Annotated in this window: 17 protein-coding genes; 14 read left to right on the top strand and 3 right to left on the bottom strand. The window is 60.2% G+C overall.

Features of this window, described 5'->3' with window-relative positions; all coding sequences use genetic code 11:
- Window positions 1–20: 20 nt before the first annotated feature.
- From BLQ55_RS27265 to BLQ55_RS27295, 7 genes are all read left to right on the top strand, one after another.
- A complete protein-coding gene (locus BLQ55_RS27265) occupies window positions 21–1,313 on the top strand; it encodes a M20 family metallopeptidase (protein ID WP_092205169.1) in 1,293 nt (430 codons plus the stop codon).
- Window positions 1,314–1,406: 93 nt separating this feature from the next.
- Window positions 1,407–2,978, top strand: coding sequence for an ABC transporter substrate-binding protein (locus BLQ55_RS27270; protein ID WP_092205170.1), 1,572 nt, complete (start codon window positions 1,407–1,409; stop codon window positions 2,976–2,978).
- Window positions 2,979–2,993: 15 nt separating this feature from the next.
- Window positions 2,994–3,941 carry an ABC transporter permease gene (locus tag BLQ55_RS27275; protein ID WP_092258483.1) on the top strand — a complete coding sequence of 316 codons (948 nt, stop codon included), beginning with the start codon at window positions 2,994–2,996 and terminating at the stop codon, window positions 3,939–3,941.
- Window positions 3,934–4,767: an ABC transporter permease gene (locus BLQ55_RS27280; protein WP_092258486.1), complete on the top strand. Its 834-nt coding sequence runs from the start codon at window positions 3,934–3,936 to the stop codon at window positions 4,765–4,767. The genes BLQ55_RS27275 and BLQ55_RS27280 overlap by 8 nt, the downstream gene beginning before the upstream one ends.
- Entirely contained in the window at window positions 4,764–6,398 is a 1,635-nt protein-coding gene (nikE, locus tag BLQ55_RS27285; protein ID WP_092258489.1) for a nickel ABC transporter ATP-binding protein NikE, read from the top strand. The genes BLQ55_RS27280 and nikE overlap by 4 nt, the downstream gene beginning before the upstream one ends.
- Window positions 6,388–7,611 carry a M20 family metallopeptidase gene (locus BLQ55_RS27290; protein WP_092205174.1) on the top strand — a complete coding sequence of 408 codons (1,224 nt, stop codon included), beginning with the start codon at window positions 6,388–6,390 and terminating at the stop codon, window positions 7,609–7,611. Before nikE ends, BLQ55_RS27290 begins: the two co-directional genes overlap by 11 nt.
- Before the next feature lie 88 nt (window positions 7,612–7,699).
- The gene (locus BLQ55_RS27295) at window positions 7,700–8,947 is read left to right on the top strand and encodes an OprD family porin (protein ID WP_092258492.1); all 1,248 of its coding nucleotides are present in this window, start codon (window positions 7,700–7,702) and stop codon (window positions 8,945–8,947) included.
- A gap of 38 nt (window positions 8,948–8,985) precedes the next feature.
- Here BLQ55_RS27295 and BLQ55_RS27300 read toward each other — a convergent pair whose 3' ends face one another.
- Window positions 8,986–9,951: an AraC family transcriptional regulator gene (locus tag BLQ55_RS27300; RefSeq protein ID WP_176814259.1), complete on the bottom strand. Its 966-nt coding sequence runs from the start codon at window positions 9,949–9,951 to the stop codon at window positions 8,986–8,988.
- Window positions 9,952–10,139: 188 nt separating this feature from the next.
- On the opposite strand from BLQ55_RS27300, the gene BLQ55_RS27305 reads away from it, so the two are divergent.
- Both BLQ55_RS27305 and BLQ55_RS27310 read left to right on the top strand, forming a co-directional pair.
- Complete coding sequence (locus tag BLQ55_RS27305) at window positions 10,140–11,324, top strand: aldo/keto reductase (RefSeq protein ID WP_092258495.1); 1,185 nt, start codon at window positions 10,140–10,142, stop codon at window positions 11,322–11,324.
- 152 nt (window positions 11,325–11,476) lie between these two features.
- A complete protein-coding gene (locus BLQ55_RS27310) occupies window positions 11,477–12,202 on the top strand; it encodes a hypothetical protein (protein WP_218130124.1) in 726 nt (241 codons plus the stop codon).
- A gap of 102 nt (window positions 12,203–12,304) precedes the next feature.
- Here the strand turns inward: BLQ55_RS27310 and BLQ55_RS27315 are convergent, their stop codons facing one another.
- A complete protein-coding gene (locus BLQ55_RS27315; RefSeq protein ID WP_092258498.1) occupies window positions 12,305–13,213 on the bottom strand; it encodes a LysR family transcriptional regulator in 909 nt (302 codons plus the stop codon).
- A 124-nt stretch (window positions 13,214–13,337) separates the two neighbouring features.
- On the opposite strand from BLQ55_RS27315, the gene BLQ55_RS27320 reads away from it, so the two are divergent.
- Entirely contained in the window at window positions 13,338–14,090 is a 753-nt protein-coding gene (locus BLQ55_RS27320) for an SDR family oxidoreductase (protein WP_092258501.1), read from the top strand.
- Window positions 14,091–14,267: 177 nt separating this feature from the next.
- Window positions 14,268–14,939, top strand: a complete 672-nt coding sequence (locus BLQ55_RS27325; protein WP_092205179.1) for a glutathione S-transferase family protein — start codon at window positions 14,268–14,270, stop codon at window positions 14,937–14,939.
- Between the two features lie 20 nt (window positions 14,940–14,959).
- Here the strand turns inward: BLQ55_RS27325 and BLQ55_RS27330 are convergent, their stop codons facing one another.
- Window positions 14,960–16,006: a LacI family DNA-binding transcriptional regulator gene (locus BLQ55_RS27330; RefSeq protein ID WP_092205180.1), complete on the bottom strand. Its 1,047-nt coding sequence runs from the start codon at window positions 16,004–16,006 to the stop codon at window positions 14,960–14,962.
- 206 nt (window positions 16,007–16,212) lie between these two features.
- On the opposite strand from BLQ55_RS27330, the gene BLQ55_RS27335 reads away from it, so the two are divergent.
- The 3 genes from BLQ55_RS27335 (at window position 16,213) to BLQ55_RS27345 (ending at window position 20,847) form a co-directional block, all read left to right on the top strand.
- Window positions 16,213–18,471: a TonB-dependent receptor gene (locus tag BLQ55_RS27335; protein WP_092258504.1), complete on the top strand. Its 2,259-nt coding sequence runs from the start codon at window positions 16,213–16,215 to the stop codon at window positions 18,469–18,471.
- 39 nt (window positions 18,472–18,510) lie between these two features.
- Entirely contained in the window at window positions 18,511–19,845 is a 1,335-nt protein-coding gene (locus BLQ55_RS27340) for an LLM class flavin-dependent oxidoreductase (protein WP_092205182.1), read from the top strand.
- 63 nt (window positions 19,846–19,908) lie between these two features.
- The gene (locus tag BLQ55_RS27345; protein WP_092205183.1) at window positions 19,909–20,847 is read left to right on the top strand and encodes a sulfonate ABC transporter substrate-binding protein; all 939 of its coding nucleotides are present in this window, start codon (window positions 19,909–19,911) and stop codon (window positions 20,845–20,847) included.
- Window positions 20,848–20,851 lie beyond the last annotated feature (4 nt).

The following is a 20,851-nucleotide window of genomic DNA, read 5'->3' on the forward strand; positions in this document are numbered from 1 at the left end:
AAATACAACGAGACTCAAAAATGCCCTCCCATGCAGCTCTGACGCAGGCACTCGAGTCGATCGAGGCGGATCATGATTCGCTGATCGATGATCTGCAACGAATGATCGCAGTCGACACCTGTTTTCCACCCGGCGCGGGCTACGGCGCGTTTGCCGACCTCATGGAAACGCTTGTCGCGCCGCTGGGCCTGCAGACCCACCGTGTCACCGTGCCAGAAGCGTTGTGGCAGACTCGCAGCGGTGAAGCCCATGGCGAGCGCATCAACCTGATCGCACGCCAGGCCGGCGAACAGGAAGTGTGCAGCCTGTACTTTCACGTCGACACCGTACCGCCAGGCGATGGCTGGACCCAGCCGCCGCTGCAACTGACCGAAGTCGACGGCAAGCTGATCGGGCGCGGCACCGCCGACATGAAAGGCAGCGTGGCCGCTACCCTCGCCGCCCTGCGCGCTGCCCAACGCTTCGACCTGCCGCTGCGCTTCTGCCCGTCCCTGTTGCTGTGCACCGATGAAGAAGGCGGTCTGTATCCCGGCATTCGTTATCTGGCCGAACAGCAACTTGTTGAAGGGCACATCCTCAGCTTTAACGGAGGGGCCGCGCCGCGTATCTGGGCTGGATGCTTCGGCAGCATTGACTTGAAGATTACCGTGAAGGGGCGCTCATCCCATTCCGGTGAACCGGTGGATGCAATCAACGCTATCGAACAGAGCCTGCCGCTGCTCGATGCCCTGTACGGCCTGAAACAACAGGTGCAAAAGCGCGCCTGGCCGATGCCGGCGCCGCCCCACTACAACGGCGCGCCGCTGATTTCACGCATGACCCTCGCCGCCGCCCACGGAGGCAGCAAAGGCTCTACCGTCCCGGCGCAGTTCGAGATATTGATCAATCGTCGCTACGCACCGCAAGAACCGTTCGAGTCGGTGATGGCCGAGTTGCAACAATGCATCGACACCGCCATGGCCGGTACCCAAGCATTGTCCGTGGAGCACGAAGTGATCGGCCATCTGGCGCCGGTCGCCGACCCGACAGGGCCGCACTGGCCACGTTGGCAGGCGGCGCTGGGAGTTGGCTTCGGTTTTACCGCAGAACAATTCCAGTGCTACGGCTCCTCCAGCAGTTCGGACATGGGCTGGGTCCAGCAAGCCGGGATTCAGGAAATCCTGCTGGGCGGGCTGATACGCCCGGAAAGCCGAATACATGCCGCCGACGAATACACCACGCGCAGCGATCTGGTTGCCCTGGCGCAATCGATCCTTGCCTACCTGGCCGAAGATTTCACCCCGCAAACCATCACCGCCGCACAGTCTGGCTGAGCGATGAGCCCCCGAAGACTGGCGCCAAGACTGGTCATCGGCTTTTTTACGTAGCTGCCCCACGCTTCTCTCATTGTCATGTGGAGTATTGCCATGAACACCGTCTTCAGGCTGAACCGCCGTCGCTTCCTGACCACTTCCGCCATTGTCACCGGCACCGCCATGCTGCCGTTTTCCTCGACCTTGTGGGCCGCTGCGACTGCGCAAAAAGGTGGGACCTTGCGCATCAGCGTCGACCAGGCGGTCGGCATGCTCAACCCGCTGCTGGCCAGGGTCAACCCCGAGTATCTGCTCAGTGAATTGCTCTACAACGGCCTCACCCGCCTGAGCCAGGACATGCAGGCCGAACCCGACCTGGCGCAGTCCTGGAGCCACAACGCTGACCTCACCGAATGGACCTTCACCCTGCGCGGCAACCTGCGCTTCCACGATGGCAGCGCCTGCACCGCCAAGGACGTCGCCGCCAGCCTGCAAGCCGTGCTCGACCCTAAAACCGCCTCCCCTGGCCTGCGCAACATCGGCCCGATCAAGCGCGTCGAGGCGCTGGACGACCTGCACGTCAAGCTGACCACCTCCGCCCCCTATGCCGACTTGCCGGTAAGCCTTGCCTACCCGGACGCCAAGATCGTGCCGGCCGCGATCCTGCAAAGCGACATGGCGCGACTGTCTCGCGAAGCCGTGGGTACCGGGCCGTTCAAGCTGGTGTCGTTCGAGCCGGAACGTATGGTGGTGGTTACCCGCAACGAACACTTCTACGACCCGCAACGCCCGCACCTGGACCGCGTCGAAATCCGCGTCTACCCCGACCCGGCCTCGGAAGGCTCGGCGTTGATGTCCGGCGATATCGACCTGATGCTCTCGGCCCAGGCAACCGAATTCAGCCGACTCAACGAGGCCAACGGTGTCAAAGGCCTGCGCGTGGCGTCCGGGCAGTTCCTGAACATCAACATGGCTTGCGACCAGCCGCCTTTTAATGACGTGCGCGTGCGCCAGGCGTTGTCGCTGTGCGTCGACCGTTCGGCCCTGGTCGACTTTGTCGCCGAAGGCTTTGGCACGCCGGGCAACGACACGCCGCTGAATGCCGCCTACCGCTATCACACGGACATCGCGCTGCGCCAAGCCAACCTGACCCAGGCGAAAAAACTGCTGGCCGACGCGGGTTACCCCAACGGACTGGACATTACCCTGGTGGCCTCGGACAAACCCTCCACGCGTACCCAACTGGGGATTGCCGTACGCGAAATGGCCAAGCCTGCCGGTTTCAACATCACCGTCGCGACCATGGCCAACAGCACCTACCTGGAGCAGGTATGGAAAAAGGGCAACTTCTACGTCGGGTTCTACAACATGCAGCCTTCGGCCGATGCGGTTTTCTCGCTGCTGTACACCTCGGATGCGGCCTGGAACGAAACCCGCTGGAACAACACCGATTTCGACGCTGCCGTGGCCGCCGCCCGTGGCACCGACGACCCGGTCAAGCGCACCGCGCTGTACGCCACCGCGCAACAGTTGATGCACGAACAAGTGCCGTCACTGATCCCCACCTTCTTCGACGTGCTGGCCGCCCAGCGCACTTACGTCCAGGGCTATCAACTGCATCCACGCGGCGCAGTCTTCCGTCTGGACCAGGCCTGGCTTGACGACAGTGCTCCAAAGCGCGGATGAACCGAGGATGAACCTGTGACTGCTGCTTACCTGACCAAGCGATTGCTGTTGGTGGTGTACACCTTACTGATCGTTTCACTGTTGGTCTTCGCGATTACCCAACTACTGCCAGCCGATGCGGCGGTTACGCTACTGGGCCAAAGCGCCACGCCCGAAGCCTTGGCCGCCCTGCGCGCCAGGCTCGGCCTGGATCAGCCCGCCTGGCTGCAATTCAGCCATTGGCTGATGGCTGTGCTGCAAGGCGACCTGGGCGTGTCGATGCGCAACGGCCAGCCGGTGCTTGGCTCGCTGATCGATGCCCTCGGCCGTTCGCTGTTGTTGGCGGGTTGTTCATTGCTGTTGATGCTGATGATTGCGATCCCGCTGGGCATCGTCGCCGCCGTGCGCCGTGGGCGTCCGGTGGACCTGATCATCGGTGTGCTGTCGTACATCGGCGTGTCATTGCCGGAGTTTGTGACGGCCACGCTGCTGATCCTGCTGTTCGCCGATGTCTGGCAACTGTTGCCAGCGACCGGTTATGTGCCCCTCGGCGACAACTTCAGCGAGGGCATTCGTCATCTGATCCTGCCGACGCTGACGGTGTCGATGATCATGGTGGCCCATGTGTCGCGCATGGTGCGCTCGGAAATGATCGACGTGCTGGAAACCGACTACATCCGCGCCGCACGCCTCAAGGGCCTGTCGCGGCGCCGGGTGCTGCTGCGCCATGCGTTGCGCAACGGTTTGCTGCCGACCATCACCATTGTCGCCCTGGACGTCGGCTACCTGCTGGGCGGGATTGTGGTGGTCGAAGAGATCTTCAACATCCCAGGCATCGGCCGCGAACTGCTGGTAGCGGTAGCCGCCCGCGACCTGCCGGCGATTCAGGGGGGCGTGTTGATCCTTGCCGCCACCTACTGCCTGGTCAACTTCGTGGCTGACCTGACCTATGCCTATCTCGACCGGCGAATTCAATATGCGTAATGTTTTTTATCGCCTGCTGGCGACTCCCCAGGGTTTTCTCGGCAGCCTGATCCTGCTGCTGGCGGTGGTGTTGGTGTGCGCGGGCCCGGCGCTGGCGCCTTTCGACCCTGAAGCCATTTCGATTCTCGCGCGCTACAAGGCGCCGGGCATGGTGCACTGGTTCGGCACGGATCAACTGGGCCGCGACATCTTCAGCCGCCTGCTGATCGGCGCCCGCGCGACGATCTCGCTGTCGGTCATGGCCACCGCCATGGCGATGCTCATCGGTGCGCTGTTGGGCACCGTCAGCGGTTACCTCGGCGGACGCATCGACGAAGCGCTGATGCGCACCCTCGATGCGGTGATGTCGATCCCTACCCTCTTGTTCGCCCTTCTGATCGTCAGCACCCTGGGTCGCAGCGACTTCAACGCCGTATTGGCGATCACCATTGCCTTCATCCCGAGCATGGCGCGCATCGCCCGCAGCGTCGCTCTCGCCGCCCGGCGCCAGGACTACGTGAATGCCGCTATCGCCCGAGGCGAATCGACGGGCTACATCGTGGTGCGCGAAATGCTGCCTAACATCGTCGCGCCGATCATCGTCGAAGCGACCATACGCGTGGCCTTCGCCATCATGCTTTTCGCCACCCTCAGCTTCCTCGGGCTGGGCGCGCAACCGCCGCAGCCGGAATGGGGACTGATGGTCGCCGAGGCGCGGCGCTATTTCTTCCAGGCACCGTGGATGATGCTCATGCCGGGCCTGGCCATCGCCACTCTGGCGATCGGTTTCAATCTGTTGGGCGATGGCTTGCGCGATGCCCTCAATCCAAAGGGGCAGCGCTCATGAGTACCGTATTGGAAGTGGCGGATTACAGCCTCGACTATCAATTGCCCGGCGGCGCCCTGCACGTCCTGCAAAACATCGACTTCAGCGTAGCGGCCGGCGAAGTGGTCGGGCTGGTGGGCGAGTCCGGTTCGGGCAAGACCACCCTCGGCTGGGCAATCATGCGTTACCTGGCCGGCAACGCGCGGGAAATCGGCGGCAGTATCCGTTTGCAAGGCGAGAACCTGCTACAGATGCCCCAGCGCCAGGTCGAACAACTTCGCGGTGGCCGCCTGGGAATGATTTTCCAGGACCCCAGCGCCTCCCTCAATCCGACGCTGAGCCTGGGCGAGCAGGTGGTGGAAGTCCTCACCCGCCACCGTAACCTGAGCTATCGCGACGCGTGGGCCCTGGGCGAACAACTACTGGCCGACGTCGACCTTAAAGACCCGGCGGCCATGATGAAGCGCTTTCCCCACGAAGCCTCGGGGGGAGAAAAACAGCGTGTGCTGATTGCGACCGCCTTTGCCTGTCGCCCGCAATGCTTGATTTTCGATGAGCCGACCACCGCCCTCGATGTCATCAGCTCCGCGCAAATCCTGCAGCTGTTTCGTCGCCTGCGGGAAGAAACCGGGGTTGCCTCGTTGTATATCTCCCACGACCTGGCGCTGGTGTCGCAAGTCGCTGACCGAGTGTGCGTACTCAACCAGGGGCGCATCGTCGAACAAGCCCGTGGCGGTCGCATTTTCAGCGCGCCGAAGGATGCCTATACACAACGCCTGGTGGCGGCGGTGCCAGCCGCCGACAAGCGCTTGCTGGACGAACCGACGGCCAGCGGCGAGCCCCTGTTGCGCGTCAGCGGCCTCAACGTGCGCTATGGTCGCCCCGCCCTGCTCGACAGCCTGTTGCGGCGCAAATCGGTGCCGTCCATGGGTGCTCGCGACATGAACCTGAGCATGGTGCGCGGTGAAATCCTCGGCATCGTTGGCGAGTCCGGCTCCGGCAAGTCGACCCTGGCCAAAGCCCTCACCGGCTTGACCCTGTTCACCGGAGCGGTGCATTTCGATGGGGCGCCGATCCATGGCCCGGCGCAAATGAACCGCGACTACCGGCGCAAGGTGCAGATTATCTTCCAGCACCCGGATGCATCGTTGAACCCACGGCAGACCATCGGCCAGATCCTCTCGCGGCCGTTGCGTCTGTACGGCCTGAGCGAGGGTGAAAATGAAGCCCAGGCGATTGCCCGCCTGCTGCGCGAAGTGCGCCTGCCCGAAGACTTTGTCAGCCGCTATCCCCACGAGCTGTCCGGTGGGCAAAAGCAGCGCGTGGCGATCGCCCGTGCCTTTGCCGCCCGACCGGAACTGGTGATCTGCGATGAAATCACCGCCGCCCTCGACGTCTCGGTGCAGGCCACGGTGATCGAGTTGCTCCTGGAGCTGCGACGCCAGCACGGCACCGCCTACCTGTTCATCACCCATGACCTCAACCTGATTCGCCAGATCGCCCACCGCATCGGTGTGATGTACCGCGGCGACCTGCTGGAGATTCTGCCGGCGGTGGGCATGGCCGCCCAGGCCACTCATCCCTATACCCGCGCCCTGCTCGATGCAGTGCCGCAGCCTTTGAACGAATTGGATTCCCTTCATGACGCCTGACACGCTGCTAGACCGAATTGACGAGACGTACTGCCTGGATTTTCTCGCGCGCATGGTGCAGCACAAAAGCTACAGCGCCACCCCTGAAGAACGACAGTTGGCCGAATACATGGCCGGCCAGATGCAGGAACTGGGCCTGCACACCGAGCTGATGCCCGTGCCCGGCGAGCGTCTGAATGCCATCGGCACGCTCAAGGGCAAGGGTGGCGGTCACAGCCTGTTGTTCAACGGTCACCTTGACACCAACCCGGTGACCGAAGGGTGGACCGTGGATCCGTGGGAGGGAAAGATTGATGACGAGTTCATCTATGGGATAGGCGTGTCGAACATGAAGGCCGGCGATGCCGCCTATTTCTGTGCGTTGAAAACCCTGATCGACGCCGGCATCAAGCTCAAGGGCGACGTGATCCTGACCTACGTGGTGGGTGAGTTACAGGGCGGAATCGGCACCATCGCCGCCATTGAACAGGGGGTGAAGGCTGACTACTTCATCAACTCCGAACCCACCGACCTGCAGGCCGTGACTCTGCACGTAGGCTCGCTGATGTTCGTCATCGAACTGACCGGCGACACCCGTCACCTGTCCAAGCGCGAAGAAGCGGTCGACGTGATCACCGCCGCCGTGCAACTGATACCACAGATCAACGGCATCACCTTCAGCGGAGCACGCTCGCCGGAACATGCCCAGGTCAATCGCGGGCATATCGGTGTGATCCGTGGCGCCCTTGGCCGAGACCTCGAAGAGTGGCGTCCACCGCAAGTCGCAGACTTCCTGCGCCTGCGCGGCTCAGCCCGCTACACCCCGGGGCAAACCGTGGAATCAGTGCTGGCGGATCTGCAACGCCTGCTCGATCAGCTCTGCGAGCAGTTTCCCGGCCTGCAGGCAACGTTGATCAATGACAGTGACAATCAGCCGCTGATGCCACCGTTCGAGGTGTCCCACGACTCGCTGATCGTCAAGGCTGTGAACGCTGCCTACCAGCAGGTGCGGGGCGAGCCCCAGCCGACCGGCATCATTACCCCGCCCGCCTATTTTGGCACCGACGCCGCTCACTTCTACCAGCGCCTTGGCATGCAAGGCGTCGTCTGTGGCCCTGGGGGCAAATTCAACACCATGCCCGATGAGCGCGTGCACAAGCGCGACTACCTGGACATGGTGCGCATCTACATCCTGGCCATCCTCAGCATTTGCGAGGTGTCCGAAACGCTCTGATTCATAAGCAAGAAGCAGGGATGCCAATAACAAAAACAACACTTCTTCGACTTCGCCATCTGCTGATTATTTGATAGGGCTTACAACCATGAGATCGGCTTTTGTATTCGGCAGTGCAACGCTGTGCGCGGCTATTTCCGGCGCGGCGTTTGGGGATGACATTCAGGACAATCCCTTCTTCAAGGACAGCACCACCTCGATCGTCGCGCGAAACTTCTACTTCAACCGCGACTTTCGCAATGCGCCATCCACAGCGCAAAGCTATCGCGAAGAGTGGGCGCAGGGCTTCATCGGCACATTTACCTCAGGGTTCACCCCTGGAACGGTTGGCTTCGGTATCGATGCAATTGGCCTTTACGGTATGAAACTCGATAGCAGTTCTGACCGTATCGGCAGCGGCTTGCTGCCGAGCAGCGGTAACCATGTCGCGGGCGTGGATCATGCGGCGGACAACTACTCGCGGGCTGCGGGGGCAGTCAAGGTGAGGATCTCCAAGACGGTGCTCAAATACGGCGGGCAAACGCTCAATCTGCCGGTTTTCTCAACCGGCGACAGTCGTTTGCTGCCGGAAACCACAGAAGGCTTCTACCTGAGCAGCAAGGAAATCGACAACCTGCGCGTGGACGTGGCGCATCTCACCTCCCTGAGCGCCTATAACCAGAGTGCCCACAACGCCGGCGCCATGACGAAGGCGGATGTGGTGGGCGCCACTTACAACTTCACCCCCAACCTCACTGGCGCGCTCTATGCCTCTGATGTCCAAGACCTGTGGAAGAAGAAATACGCGGGGCTGAGCTGGGTCAAACCGATCGATACCAAACAGACATTCTCCACCGATTTTCGCTTCTATAACCAGAAGAGCGTCGGCGCGGAAAACGGTGGTGTAATCGACAGCAACTCGTTCAGCCTCAAGGGTGCCTATGCCTATGGTTCCCATAAGGTGACCCTGGCTTACCAGGCGATAACCGGTAAGAACGGCTATGTGTTCTATACCGATGGGGGCAACACCGATTACCTGGCCAACTACGTGCAATACGCCGAGTTCACGCGTGAAGATGAGCGTTCGTGGCAAGCACGCTACGACTTCAACTTTGCCGCGTTCGGCCTGCCCGGACTTGACGTTTTTGCCCGCTACATCAAGGGCGACAACATCAGCCTGGCCAACGGTGCCTCCAACCAAAACGAATGGGAGCGCGATCTGGAAGCGGCCTACGTGATACAGAGCGGACCGTTGAAAAACCTGTCATTCCGCCTGCGCCAGGCGACCTATCGCAACTCGTTCAGTGGCGACGTCGACGACGTCAGGTTCATCACTCAGTACCCGATCAACCTGTAAGACGAAGGGCCCGGAGGGCTGTCATCTCCGGGCCCCTTTCATTTTTCCCGTGCGCGCTTGATGTCTCTCGAGGGAGGCGCTCCGAAGCGCCGGGCATATTCGCGGCTGAATTGGGCGACGCTTTCATAGCCGACTCGCAACGCGGCGGTGTTCACGTCGATCCGCTCGGTCAACATAAGGCTACGCGCGGCTTGCAGCCGTAGCGATTTTTGATACTGAATGGGGCTCGTGCCTGTCAGCTTGCGAAAGCGGTGATGCAGCGTGGAGCTGGCCATGCCGGATCGTTCCGCGAGGTCGGCCACCTGCAACGGTTTATCGTAGTGATATTTCAGCCATTCAACGGCTCTCACGATGCCGCTATCCCGGTAACCATCGCGAGTGACGCTGCGCAACAACTGCCCCGCTTCACTGAGCAGCAGCCTGCCGTATATCTCCCGCTTGATAAGGCCCGACATCAAGCCTGCTTCCAGCGGCCGTTCGATCAGCGTGGCGAGTCGAGCGAACGCATCGAGCATCTCGCTCGTCGCCATCCCGGATACGAAGCCCCGCGCCTGAGTAGCCATTTCCTGCTTTGGCGGCTCGAGGGTCAGGATCACCTCATTGAGCATGGAAAAATCGAGCTTCAACACAACGGATAAATAGGGGGTTGGCTCGTTAGCAGCGGTCACGCGAGCCAGTGTGGGGATATCGACCGATGTGACGAAAAACGCCCCTTGCCCGAACTCACAGGCTTGCTCGCCGAACGAGATCTCCTTCGCGCCCTGCAGGATAATGGCCACGCAAGGTTCATAAATGCAGTACGTAGGCGTACCTAGCTCGGCCACTCGATAAAAGCTCAAGCCTGGAATCGACGTCGTGCAAGCCTCGTTCAAGCCAATTTGCAGGGTGACTTTTTCGATAAGCCGCTTGAGCGCCTGGGAGCGTTCGGTGGGTTGCGCGGGATCGCGCAAGGTCAGGGAATGCACACGGCTGAAACCGAACTGCGAGAAAGAACCGCTCGTCATCACATGCCCCCCAATTTACGGAATGTTCGAGTCTGCTGAGAGTGCGTGACCAGCACAAGAGCATCGGCAGGATTGTGCAAAAGATATGGCGAATTAGGGTCACTCGGCCAACCCTCGTTGTTCTAACTTCTAGTGCGTGAACCGGCTTCGATGATCCGGTGAAACCTTGGTGGCGAAAGGAAAGTTGGATGGACAGACGAGATTTTCTTACCTATTCGGCAGTGGGTACCGTTGCAGCCGCCTTGCTGCCAGCATCTGGTATCGCAAGTTCGCTGGCGCCTGCCCCGATGCCCTCTTCGCTGACGGAGCCCGGAAGCGTGATGCGTACCGAAGGACGGATCGTGCGCGCGGACCTGCCCGTCAATTCACCTTCGCATACCATGAGATACCTGACGCCTCAACGCTTTGGTATGGGCGGGACGCAGATCGGCAATATCTTTGCGCCGATCAGCGACGAGCAGGCGGGCTCGGTTCTGCAGGCTGCTTGGGAGGCAGGTGTAAGGCTTTACGACACCTCGCCGTTCTACGGGTTTGGCTTGAGTGAATATCGCCTGGGTCGCTTCCTGCGCGGCAAAAATCCAGACGACTATGTGGTGTCCACCAAGGTCGGGCGCGTATTGACGGCCGCTGGTGGCCAGCGCGCGGACCATGCTATCTGGAAGTCGCCGGCGCCCTTCAACTACCGATATGACTACACCGCGGCAGGCGCGCGTCGTTCCGTGGAAGACAGCCTGCAGCGGCTGGGGCTGCCGCGTATCGATATCGTCTTTATCCATGACATCTCGCCAGATAACACCGAACTGGAAGGCGGTTGGGAAGCGGCGTATCGAATTGCACGCTCAGGGGCGATGGTCGAGCTTGAAAAGATGCGCGATGAAGGTCTCATCAAGGCATGGGGCTTCGGAGTCAATACGCCGAATGCCGTGGTTCAGGCAGTAGCCGGTTATGACCCGACTCCCGACATCGTGTTGCTTGCCTGCCAGTATTCCCTCCTTGACCACGGCGAGGCGTTGCGCAACACCTTTCCGGCGTTGAGCAGGAAAGGCACCAGCGCTGTGGTTGGAACACCACTGAACGATGGATTTCTGGGAGGGCGCAGCCGCTACAACTTCAGCTCGGATCTGCCTGCAGGAGCGGTGGAAAAGCGCGCGCGAATCATGGCGGTTACCAGAAAACATGGCATCGACATTCATACCGCCGCCCTGCAGTTCGCGGCAGCACATCCGCAAGTGTCCGCGATCATTGCGGGTGCCCGCTCGCCGGGACAGGTAGTTTCCAATGTGCAAGCGATGAAGGTCGATATCCCAGCAGCCTTTTGGGAGGAGCTGAAGAGCCAGGGCTTGATCGATGCTCAAGCACCGGTTCCTTCCTGACCAGGGTCTACACCCGTGCTACCTGCTGATGTGACGCTACCGTTGTCCCGGCAATCATTTACACCCATAAAGTTGAGAATTAAAGGACCTTATTCTCCAGTAAACAAACTGTGCACGCGTTCAAACAAGAACGCCAGCCTAAGGTCGTAATAATGAACATACGAACGTCACTCCTGATTTTCGGCGGCCTACTTGCATTCTCCAGCAGTGGTCACTTACTCGCGGACACACTTGCGTTTAGCGTTCCATTGCCTGAGCCATTCCCACAGCTAAAGGTTCTGACGGTCCTTATAGGTATACACCTGCTCGGTATGTGCTTCGGTCTCGGTGGGGCGACGATGCTGGACCTCTGGATTGTGCGCTGGATGCGCAGGGGCAGCCTCCCCGTTGAAATCGGACGCACTTTTCACTTCATCAGCGACGCGGTCACGCTTGGCCTATGCCTCCTGTGGCTCTCAGGCCTTGGTTTCCTGGCCCTTTACGCGATGGAATCGCCGGAAAAATTTGAAAATCCTAAACTTTGGGCGAAGGTCATTGTGGTGAGCGTCTTGACCCTCAATGGAATCATCATTCACGCGTTTGTGTTGCCAGAAGTACTACGCGACATGAGTCGGCCGCTGCTCTTTGGTGTGTCCCGCAAAAAAGCTGCCTTGTTTCTCGCATCCGGTGCAGTTTCGGGTGTGTCTTGGTACACGGCTTTTGCCTTCGGCATTTTTCGTGAGTTGAATAATAGTGTCACACTCTCTCTATTGGTCATTATGTGGCTTACATTGATAGTAGCCGCCTCTCTGGCAGCCATTCTACTTTATACCTGCCTGAAGCCGTTGTTAGAAGTCAGACCCCAGTGGAAGGCAGACAGCGATTTAAGTGAACTTTAATTCGTCAGTTCGATGATGCCATGCCGTCAGAAACCATGAATGTCTATCGACTCATCGCAGCCTTAGGCAAGAACGTCAGGGGTCACGTTTTGTCGTCTTGTCTTATAGCGTCGGCAAAGGGGTGCTGCCGTTCAAGGCTGGAATCTTTGAAAACACGTCAGCCATGAAATCCATGAACACGATAGCCCGCGTGGGGAGCAGTCTATTGGCGACATAAACCATCTGCACGGGGACAGGGGGAGCCGCGTGGTTGGTGAGAATGAACTGTAATTTCCCGCTGTTCAGCCCGCCCTCAAACAGCCACGCAGGTCCATGCGCCACACCCAGGCCTGCCGCGACCGCCGCACTCACAGCGTCGGGCGAGTTGACCCTGAGCCTGCCGGTAATCGGAATGTCCGCGTCCCGGAATCGCCAGGTCGCCCCGGACGACAGCAAGGTGTAGATGATGCAATCGTGGTCGCGTAGATCATCCGGGACCTGCGGCACTCCGCGTTTAGCCAAATAGTCCTTGCTGGCGACGAAGACCCGGTCGTACCAACCAAGACGCCGGGCGCGCAAGGTGCTGTCCTCCAGCTGTCCTATGCGAATGGCGAGTTCGGTGCCTTCATTGACCAGGTCTACGTATCGATCGTTGAGTTGGAGATCCAGGTTCAATTGAGGGTAGCGCTCCAGAAAGGCCGGAACATGGGGCAGCACAAACGCGTGTGCGAGAGCTGTCGGACAGGCTACGCGCAAGAGTCCCGATGGCTCGACGTTGTTCCTGAAGGACGATTCGGATTCATCCACCGCATCCAGGATGAGCCGGATGTCCGCATAGTAGCGTTCGCCTTCCGGCGTCAAGGATAGCTTGCGCGTAGATCGGTGGAGCAAACGCGTCTGCAAATGATCCTCCAGAGCCGCTACATAGCGGCTTACATTAGGTTGCCCGAGCCCTAGATCGCGCCCTGCCGCCGAAAAGCTCCCGGTTTCTACAGCACGCGCGAAGCATGTCATCAAAAGAAATCGGTCCACTTCTCCACCTCAATTCATGCTTGACTTGCATGAATCATATACGAATAGGCAGTCTTATCCTATACGGGGCATGAGCGCATATTTCTCCATGTCGACCGCAGTGGTCATTCACCGGAGAATTCAAATGTCGCGCTTGCAAGGTAAACGTACGCTCATCACTGGCGGCACCAGTGGCATCGGGCTGGAAACGGCAAAGCAGTTCCTGGCGGAGGGTGCTCGCGTGATCGTAACGGGTGTCAACCCCGATTCGATTGCAAAGGCCCAGGCCGAACTGGGCCCGGAAGTGCCGGTGCTGCGCGCCGACTCGGCCAGCGTTGCAGCACAAAAGGAGCTGGCACAAGTCATCAAGGAACACTACGGCCAACTCGACGTTGCTTTCCTCAATGCCGGCGTATCCGTCTGGCGGCCCATTGAGGAATGGACGGAAGACATGTTCGACCGCATTTTCGACATCAACGTCAAAGGGCCGTACTTCCTGATGCAGGCGTTGTTGCCGGTCTTCGCAAATCCTGCTTCCGTAGTGTTGACCACTTCCGTAAGCGCGCATGCAGGCGCAGATCGCTCGTCCGTGTATGCCGCAACGAAGGCCGCATTGCTGAACATGTCGAAGACACTCTCGACCGAATTGCTGGGTCGTGGCATCCGTGTCAACGCAGTGAGCCCTGGCCCCGTCGAGACTCCGCTTTACGACAAGGCCGGTATTCCGGACGCTTATCGCGAGCAGATTAACAAAGCGATCACGGCAACCATTCCGCTTGGCCGCTTCGGTACCTCCGACGAGGTGGCCAAAGCAGTGCTGTATCTGGCATCCGACGAGTCGCGCTGGACGGTCGGCTCTGAAATCGTCCTTGACGGCGGCCGCCTGCTGAATGGCTAAGCGCGCCGCTCAAGAATTGCGCGAATGCAACATCGCCTGGGCTGAGTAATCAGGTACTGAACGCCCGCCTCAGCACTCAGCGACGAACGAGTCCAATCCAGACTGTGCAAACAGCGGTACGCGGGAAACCTCTGCCGCTGTTTCCGCTTGATAAACCATCCAGGGCCACTAAAAGCAATGAACGCTCTTACGCTAATAAGCCACCCACTATGCCCATTCGTACAGCGCGCCGCGATTGTGCTTCTTGAAAAGGGCATCCAGTTCGATCGGATAGATGTCGATTTATCAGCCAAGCCAGACTGGTTCCTGGCCGTTTCGCCAACCGGCAAGGTCCCAGTGCTCAAAGTGCGCCAGGACAATGCGCAAGATGCGATCCTATTCGAAAGCATGGTCATCTGCGAGTACCTCGACGAAACCCAAGGCGGCGCGCCGATGTACCCCGTTGATGCGTTAGCTCGCGCACGGAATCGCGCATGGATCGAGTTCGCGTCGCAGACTCAAGCTGAAGCCTGGCAGTTTCTCCACGCTCGTGACTCTGCGACCGCAGATGCCAAGCGCACCGCATTTCGCGAACGGCTCGGCAAACTGGAGTCAGAAATAGGCGTGGGGCCGTTCTTCGATGGCTCAGCCTTTGGAATGGTTGATGCGGTTTATGCCCCGCTTTTCCGTTACTTCGAGAGTATCGACGCAACTGCAGCACACCAGATTTTCGACGGCCTTCCGCGCATTTCAGCTTGGCGTGAGGCACTTGAGGCGCGCGCCAGCGTAAGGGATGCCGTTGTCGAAGACTATGCCGATCGATTCCAAACGCATCTGCGCCAACAAGGAGCGCTGATCGCTGCCGCTTAACCGAAGCGATAAAAATCCATTCACGCACTCTCACGCTCGATCAACCGACACCCCAGCAGATTCAATCGCGAGACCTCATCCTCTACCGGCAGGCGACCGAGACTCTCCAACACCCGTGTGGCGGCCAACACGCCGATTTCCAGCGCAGGGGGCTTGATGGTGCTCAGGCTCGGCAACAGCATTTCGGCAAAGGGATAATCGCCAAAGCCGAACACCGCGCACTCCTCCGGGATTTTCAGCCCTGCCCGTTGCCCGGCTAACAAGCCACCGGCAGCAAGGTTATCGTTGGCGAAAATGATCGCGTCGGGGCGCTGGGCCTCGCGCATCAATGCATCCATGGCTTGCTTGCCAGCCTCGAACGGTGCCCGGCCAGCGTCCGGCGTGAACACCCAAGGCTCCAGTTCCAGCGCCAGCAACGTCGCGGCATAGCCATCGCAGCGCTCCTGCGCGCTGAGGTCTCCCACCATGCTGTTCTGCACAAAAGCGATGCGTCGATAACCCTTGCCGTGCAGATAACGAACAGCTGTCACACCGACTTCATAGTGGGAAAAACCGATCTGCACCGGGTCACGTTCAGGTTGGTAATCCCAGGTTTCAATCACCGGAATGTCCGCCTCCGCGATCATCTTTTCGGTGCCGGCGCTGTGGTAGTGGCTGGTCAGCACCAGCGCCGCCGGTGACCAGCCTAGGAACGCCCGAACCGCATTTTCCTCCTGTTCCAGGGAGAAATAACTCGACGCCAGCAGTGCCTGATAACCGTGCAGGCTGAGGGTGTCGCTGAAGCCTTGAAGGGTATTGGCGAAGATTGGCCCGGAGATGTTCGGGATCACCATCGCCACGATCTTGCCCCGCGCCGATGCCAGCCCACCAGCCACCAGATTCGGCACATAACCCAGCTCATTGACCGCCGCGGCGATCCTTTCGCGACGCTCGGGTGAGACCTGCTCCGGCTGGTTGAAATAGCGCGAGACCGTGATAGCGGAAACGCCGGCGTGCTTGGCCACCGTGCTCAGCGTCACGCGTCCGGCGCCGCGGCGTTTGCGTCCGGGGGGCTTCTCGATACTCAACTGGAACTCCTTTTTAGCCTTAAATTACATATAAATATAATTTTTTATTATTTTACGATCTATACCTGATCTCTCAATACTGGTGATGTTAGCGCTACCGAAGCATGTTGTCTGCTACTCGCTCGAGCGAATGCCCCAAGACAAATTCAAGGCGCCGTGGCTAAAGGCCAGCGGCGGTTCAGGGCAACTTCCAAGCAGGCACAACGATGCATTACATTCTTGGGGAACAACAGAAACTGGCGCGGTCGATACGCGCCGCCACGCCACGCCAGCAGCATTTGGGCCTGTTACTGGCTGGGCTCACAGCGTTGCCACTGCCCTACGCCGTTGCCGCGGACAGTACCGCGGCCGCCCAGGTTCAACCGCTGACCCTGCAGGCAGTCACCGTCACTGCCACCCGCCGCGAAGAATCCCTGCAGAAAGTCCCGGTGGCGGTTTCGGTGGTAGACGGCGAACAGCTGGAGCGTGACAACCGCAACGGCGTCGCCAGTATCGTCCAACAGGTGCCGTCGCTGAATTTCCGTACTGGCGCGTCGAACAAAGACACCTCGCTGTTCATCCGCGGGGTCGGGACCATTTCCACCTCCCCCGGCGTCGAACCAACGGTGGCGACAGTGATCGACGGCGTGGTTTACGGCCGTCCTGGCCAGGCAACCCTTGACCTTCTCGATCTGGAGCGCATCGAAGTGCTGCGCGGCCCGCAGGGCACGCTGTTCGGCAAGAACGCCTCGGCCGGGGTCCTGAACATCGTGACCAAGGCGCCCGACAGCGAGACCCACGGCTACATCGACCAGTCGTACTACAGCGGCAATGAAAGCCGCACCCGCTTCGGCATCGGCGGCAGCCTGATTCCAGAGACCCTGACCGGTTCCGTCACCACGCTGTTCGGCAGTTACGATGGGAATGTCGACAACGAACACAACGGTCATGAAGTCAACGGCTACAACCGCAAGGGCGTGCGCGGCAAACTGGCATTCACGCCCAACGACGACGTCACCTTCACCCTTGCGGCCGACTACATGCAGTCCCACGACGATGCGCCCAATGGAGTGGTTACCAAGGCCCTGACGCCAGCGTTCGCCAATGCCTTGAACCCGGTGCGGGCCAGCGGCGATAACCGTGACATCAACACCGACACCCGCAGCCACGTGGAAGACGTCAACAAGGGCTTGTCCGGCCAGCTCGACTGGAACCTCGGCGACTACACCCTGACATCCATCACCGCCTGGCGCGGCTGGGACAACACCCAATACCAGGACGGCGACCGTCTCGGCACCGTCACTGCCGCCTTTCCCGGCACCGCCGACAAGGGCGAGCTGGATTACAACCAATACTCCCAGGAACTGCGCCTGGCCTCACCCAAGGGCCAGTTTCTCGAATACGTAGGCGGCCTGTTCTACATGCACGCCAAGGACGAGGAAACCTACCGACGCACGTTGACCACCGTCAGCACCACCAATCGTGGCGTCGCCGACTACAGCACCACCAGCGACAGCTATGCGGTGTTCGGCGAAAGCACCCTTAATTTCACTTCGGACTTTCGTGGCATCGCCGGCCTGCGCTGGACTCACGACGACCTGGAATACGATCACCGCCGTGTTTCCACCTCGACCACTGCGGTCAGCGGCATTCAGCCGGGCACCAACAGTTCCGGCTCGGTGGACGAAGACGGCTGGTCCGGTCGGCTCGGCGTTCAGTATGACTTGAGCGACGCGGTCACGACCTACCTGACCTATTCGCGAGGTTATAAAGGCCCGGCCTACAACGTGTTCTTCAACATGCAACCACGCGATACCGAAGCGCTGAAACCGGAAACGTCCAACACCTGGGAAGTCGGCATCAAGGCGACCTCATGGAACAATCGCCTGACCACCAATCTGGCGGTGTTCCACAGCGACTACGACAACTACCAGGCAAACTTTTTCGACACCGTCGCAGGTCAAGTGGTGACGCGTTTGATCAATGCTGGCAGCGTCAGTGCCGAAGGTGTCGAACTGGATTACACCTTGCAGGCGACCCAACAACTCAAGTTATCCGGCGCCCTTGCCTACACCCGCGCCAGGATCGACGCGTTCGCCTGCCCGGCGGGCGCGGCGGCTTCGTGCAACGTCAACGGCAAGCCGCTGCCGTACAGCCCGGACTGGAAAAGTTACGTGCGCGCCGACTACAGCATTCCGCTGGACAACGGTCTGGATATTGAACTGGGGACCGACTACAGCTGGCAGAGCGAGGTGCAGTACGACATCAGCCAGAACCCGGATACCAGACAGGGCGCCTACGGTATCTGGAATGCCAGCATTGCCCTGGCCGATTACAACGAAGGCTGGCGCGTAGCGCTGTTGGGCAAGAACCTCGCCGACAAGTCCTACTCACCGCTGCTGGCCAGTGGAGGCAACTACATCTACCGGGCTGTGCCCCGGGACGACGAGCGCTATTTCGGTGTGCAAGTGCGCAAGGATTTTTGAGCCGTTGCGCACGCTCGACGATTGATCAAGGAACTGGCTATGACCCACACAACCCGCCAACTCAAACTGGGCGCTTTTCTGATGGCCACCGGGCACCACGTCGCGGCATGGCGCCATCCACAGGTTCCGGCCAACGCCGGGCTGGATTTCAAGCATTACAAACATCTGGCCCAGATCGCTGAAGCAGCCAGATTCGATGCCTTGTTTGTCGCCGACAGCGTCGCCGCGGCGACGGGTGAAGCAGCCAGCCGCATGGCGCGCTCGGATCATTTCGAGCCGTTGACCCTGCTAGCGGCCCTGAGCGCAGTCACCGAGCGAATCGGACTGATCGCGACCGCCACGACGAGCTACAACGAGCCCTACCATGTGGCGCGTAAATTCGCCTCCCTGGATCACCTGTCCGGCGGCCGCGCAGGCTGGAATCTGGTGACGTCCGACGCGGCCGCGGAAGCGGCGAATTTCGGCCGCGAAGAACACATCGGTCACGCCGAGCGCTACCGTCGCGCCCGGGAATTTCACCAAGTCGTCACCGGCCTCTGGGACAGCTGGGAAGATGATGCTTTCATCCGAGACAAGGTTTCGGGTCAGTACTACGCCCCAGGCAAGCGGCATCTCCTGGATCACAGCGGCGAACACTTCAAAGTCAAAGGTCCGCTGAACGTCGCCCGCTCCCCACAAGGCCAGCCGGTAGTCGTCCAGGCCGGCGCTTCACAAACCGGTCGGGAGCTGGCAGCGCAAACCGCTGAAGTGGTGTTTACCGCGCAGACATCAATGACCAATGCCCAGGCTTTTTATGCCGATTTGAAGGGCCGCCTGGAAGCGTTCGGACGCAATCCTGACTCGCTGAAAATCATGCCGGGGGTGTTTGTCGTGGTCGGAGAAACACAAGCGCAAGCCTGGGAGAAGTTCGAAGAACTCCAGGCGCTGGTCGAGCCCGAAGTCGGCATCGCCCTGCTTGGGCGCATGCTGGGCAACTTCGATTTATCCGGTTACCCGCCGGACGGCCCGTTGCCTGAGCTCCCGCTGACCGATAACGGCCAGCAAAGCCGACAGCAACTGCTGACCGACCTGGCCGGCTCGGAAAACCTCAGCCTGGCGCAATTGGGTCGCAGAATCGCCGGCGGCCGTGGGCATTACAGCCTGATCGGCACACCGGGACAAATTGCCGATGAATTGCAGAACTGGTTCGAAAGCGACGCGGCGGACGGTTTCAACGTGTTGGTCCCCCACCTGCCCGGTGGGCTGGAAGACTTCGCGCAGCAGGTGGTGCCCGAACTGCAAAGGCGTGGGCTGTTTCGCCGTGAATACGAGGGCCGGACCCTACGGGAAAACCTGGGACTGGCGCGCCCGGGCAACCGCTTCGTCTCAACCTGACAAGCCACTTTTCCAATGCCGGGAACGGCCTCTACGGTTCCGGCACAGCAAAGAGAGACGACGATGAATGTTCTGAAAAAAATTTGTGCAGGTCTTGCCCTGCTCGGCCTGACCCACATCGCCGCCGCGGCGGACCCCGCGACGCTGAGGATCGGCTACCAGAAGGGCTCGATCGCCCTGGTACTGGCCAAGGAACACGGCCTCCTGGAAAAACGCTTCGGACAGACCGCCGTCAAGTGGATCGAATTTCCAGCCGGGCCGCAGATGCTCGAAGCACTGAACATCGGCGCGCTGGATGTCGCCTCCACGGGCGACATTCCACCGCTGTTCGCCCAGGCCGCCGGCGCCGACCTGGTGTACATCGGCGCCGAGCCGGCCAAACCCCAGGCCGAAACCATCCTGGTGCGCGGTGACAGCCCACTGCACGACATTGCCCAGCTCAAAGGCAAGAAAGTTGCCTTCCAGAAAGGCTCCAGTTCACACAACCTGATCCTGCGCGCCTTGAACAAGGCGGGTCTGAGTTACAAAGACATACAGCCGATCTACCTGCCTCCCGCAGACGCACGCGCGGCATTCGAACAAGGCAGCGTCGATGCCTGGGCGATCTGGGAACCCTACGCGTCACTGGCCCTGAGCCAAAGCGGCGGTCGCGTACTCGCCAATGGCGAAGGATTGGGCCTGTCCGGCCCGGTCTACACCGCCCGGCGCGACTATGCCCAAAGCCACGGTGCGTTCCTCCATGCACTGCTTGATGAGTTGACCGCAGCCGAAGCCCTGACTCGCAGCCAACGGGAGGCAAGCCTTCGAGTGCTGACTCAATCCATGGGGTTGCCCGAAGCCGTGGTCGCTCGTTACGTGGATAATCGGCCGCCGTCACCCGTGCTGCCCATTGATGAAAAAATCATCGAGGCGCAGCAGGCCACAACAGATCTGTTTTATGCCAACAAACTGTTGCCTAAACGGCTGGACGTGAAGGATGCGGTCTGGACGCCGGCAAACTGAGGCT

Source organism: Pseudomonas sp. NFACC13-1 (assembly GCF_900104425.1).
Classification (GTDB): Bacteria; Pseudomonadota; Gammaproteobacteria; order Pseudomonadales; family Pseudomonadaceae; genus Aquipseudomonas; species Aquipseudomonas fluorescens_AA.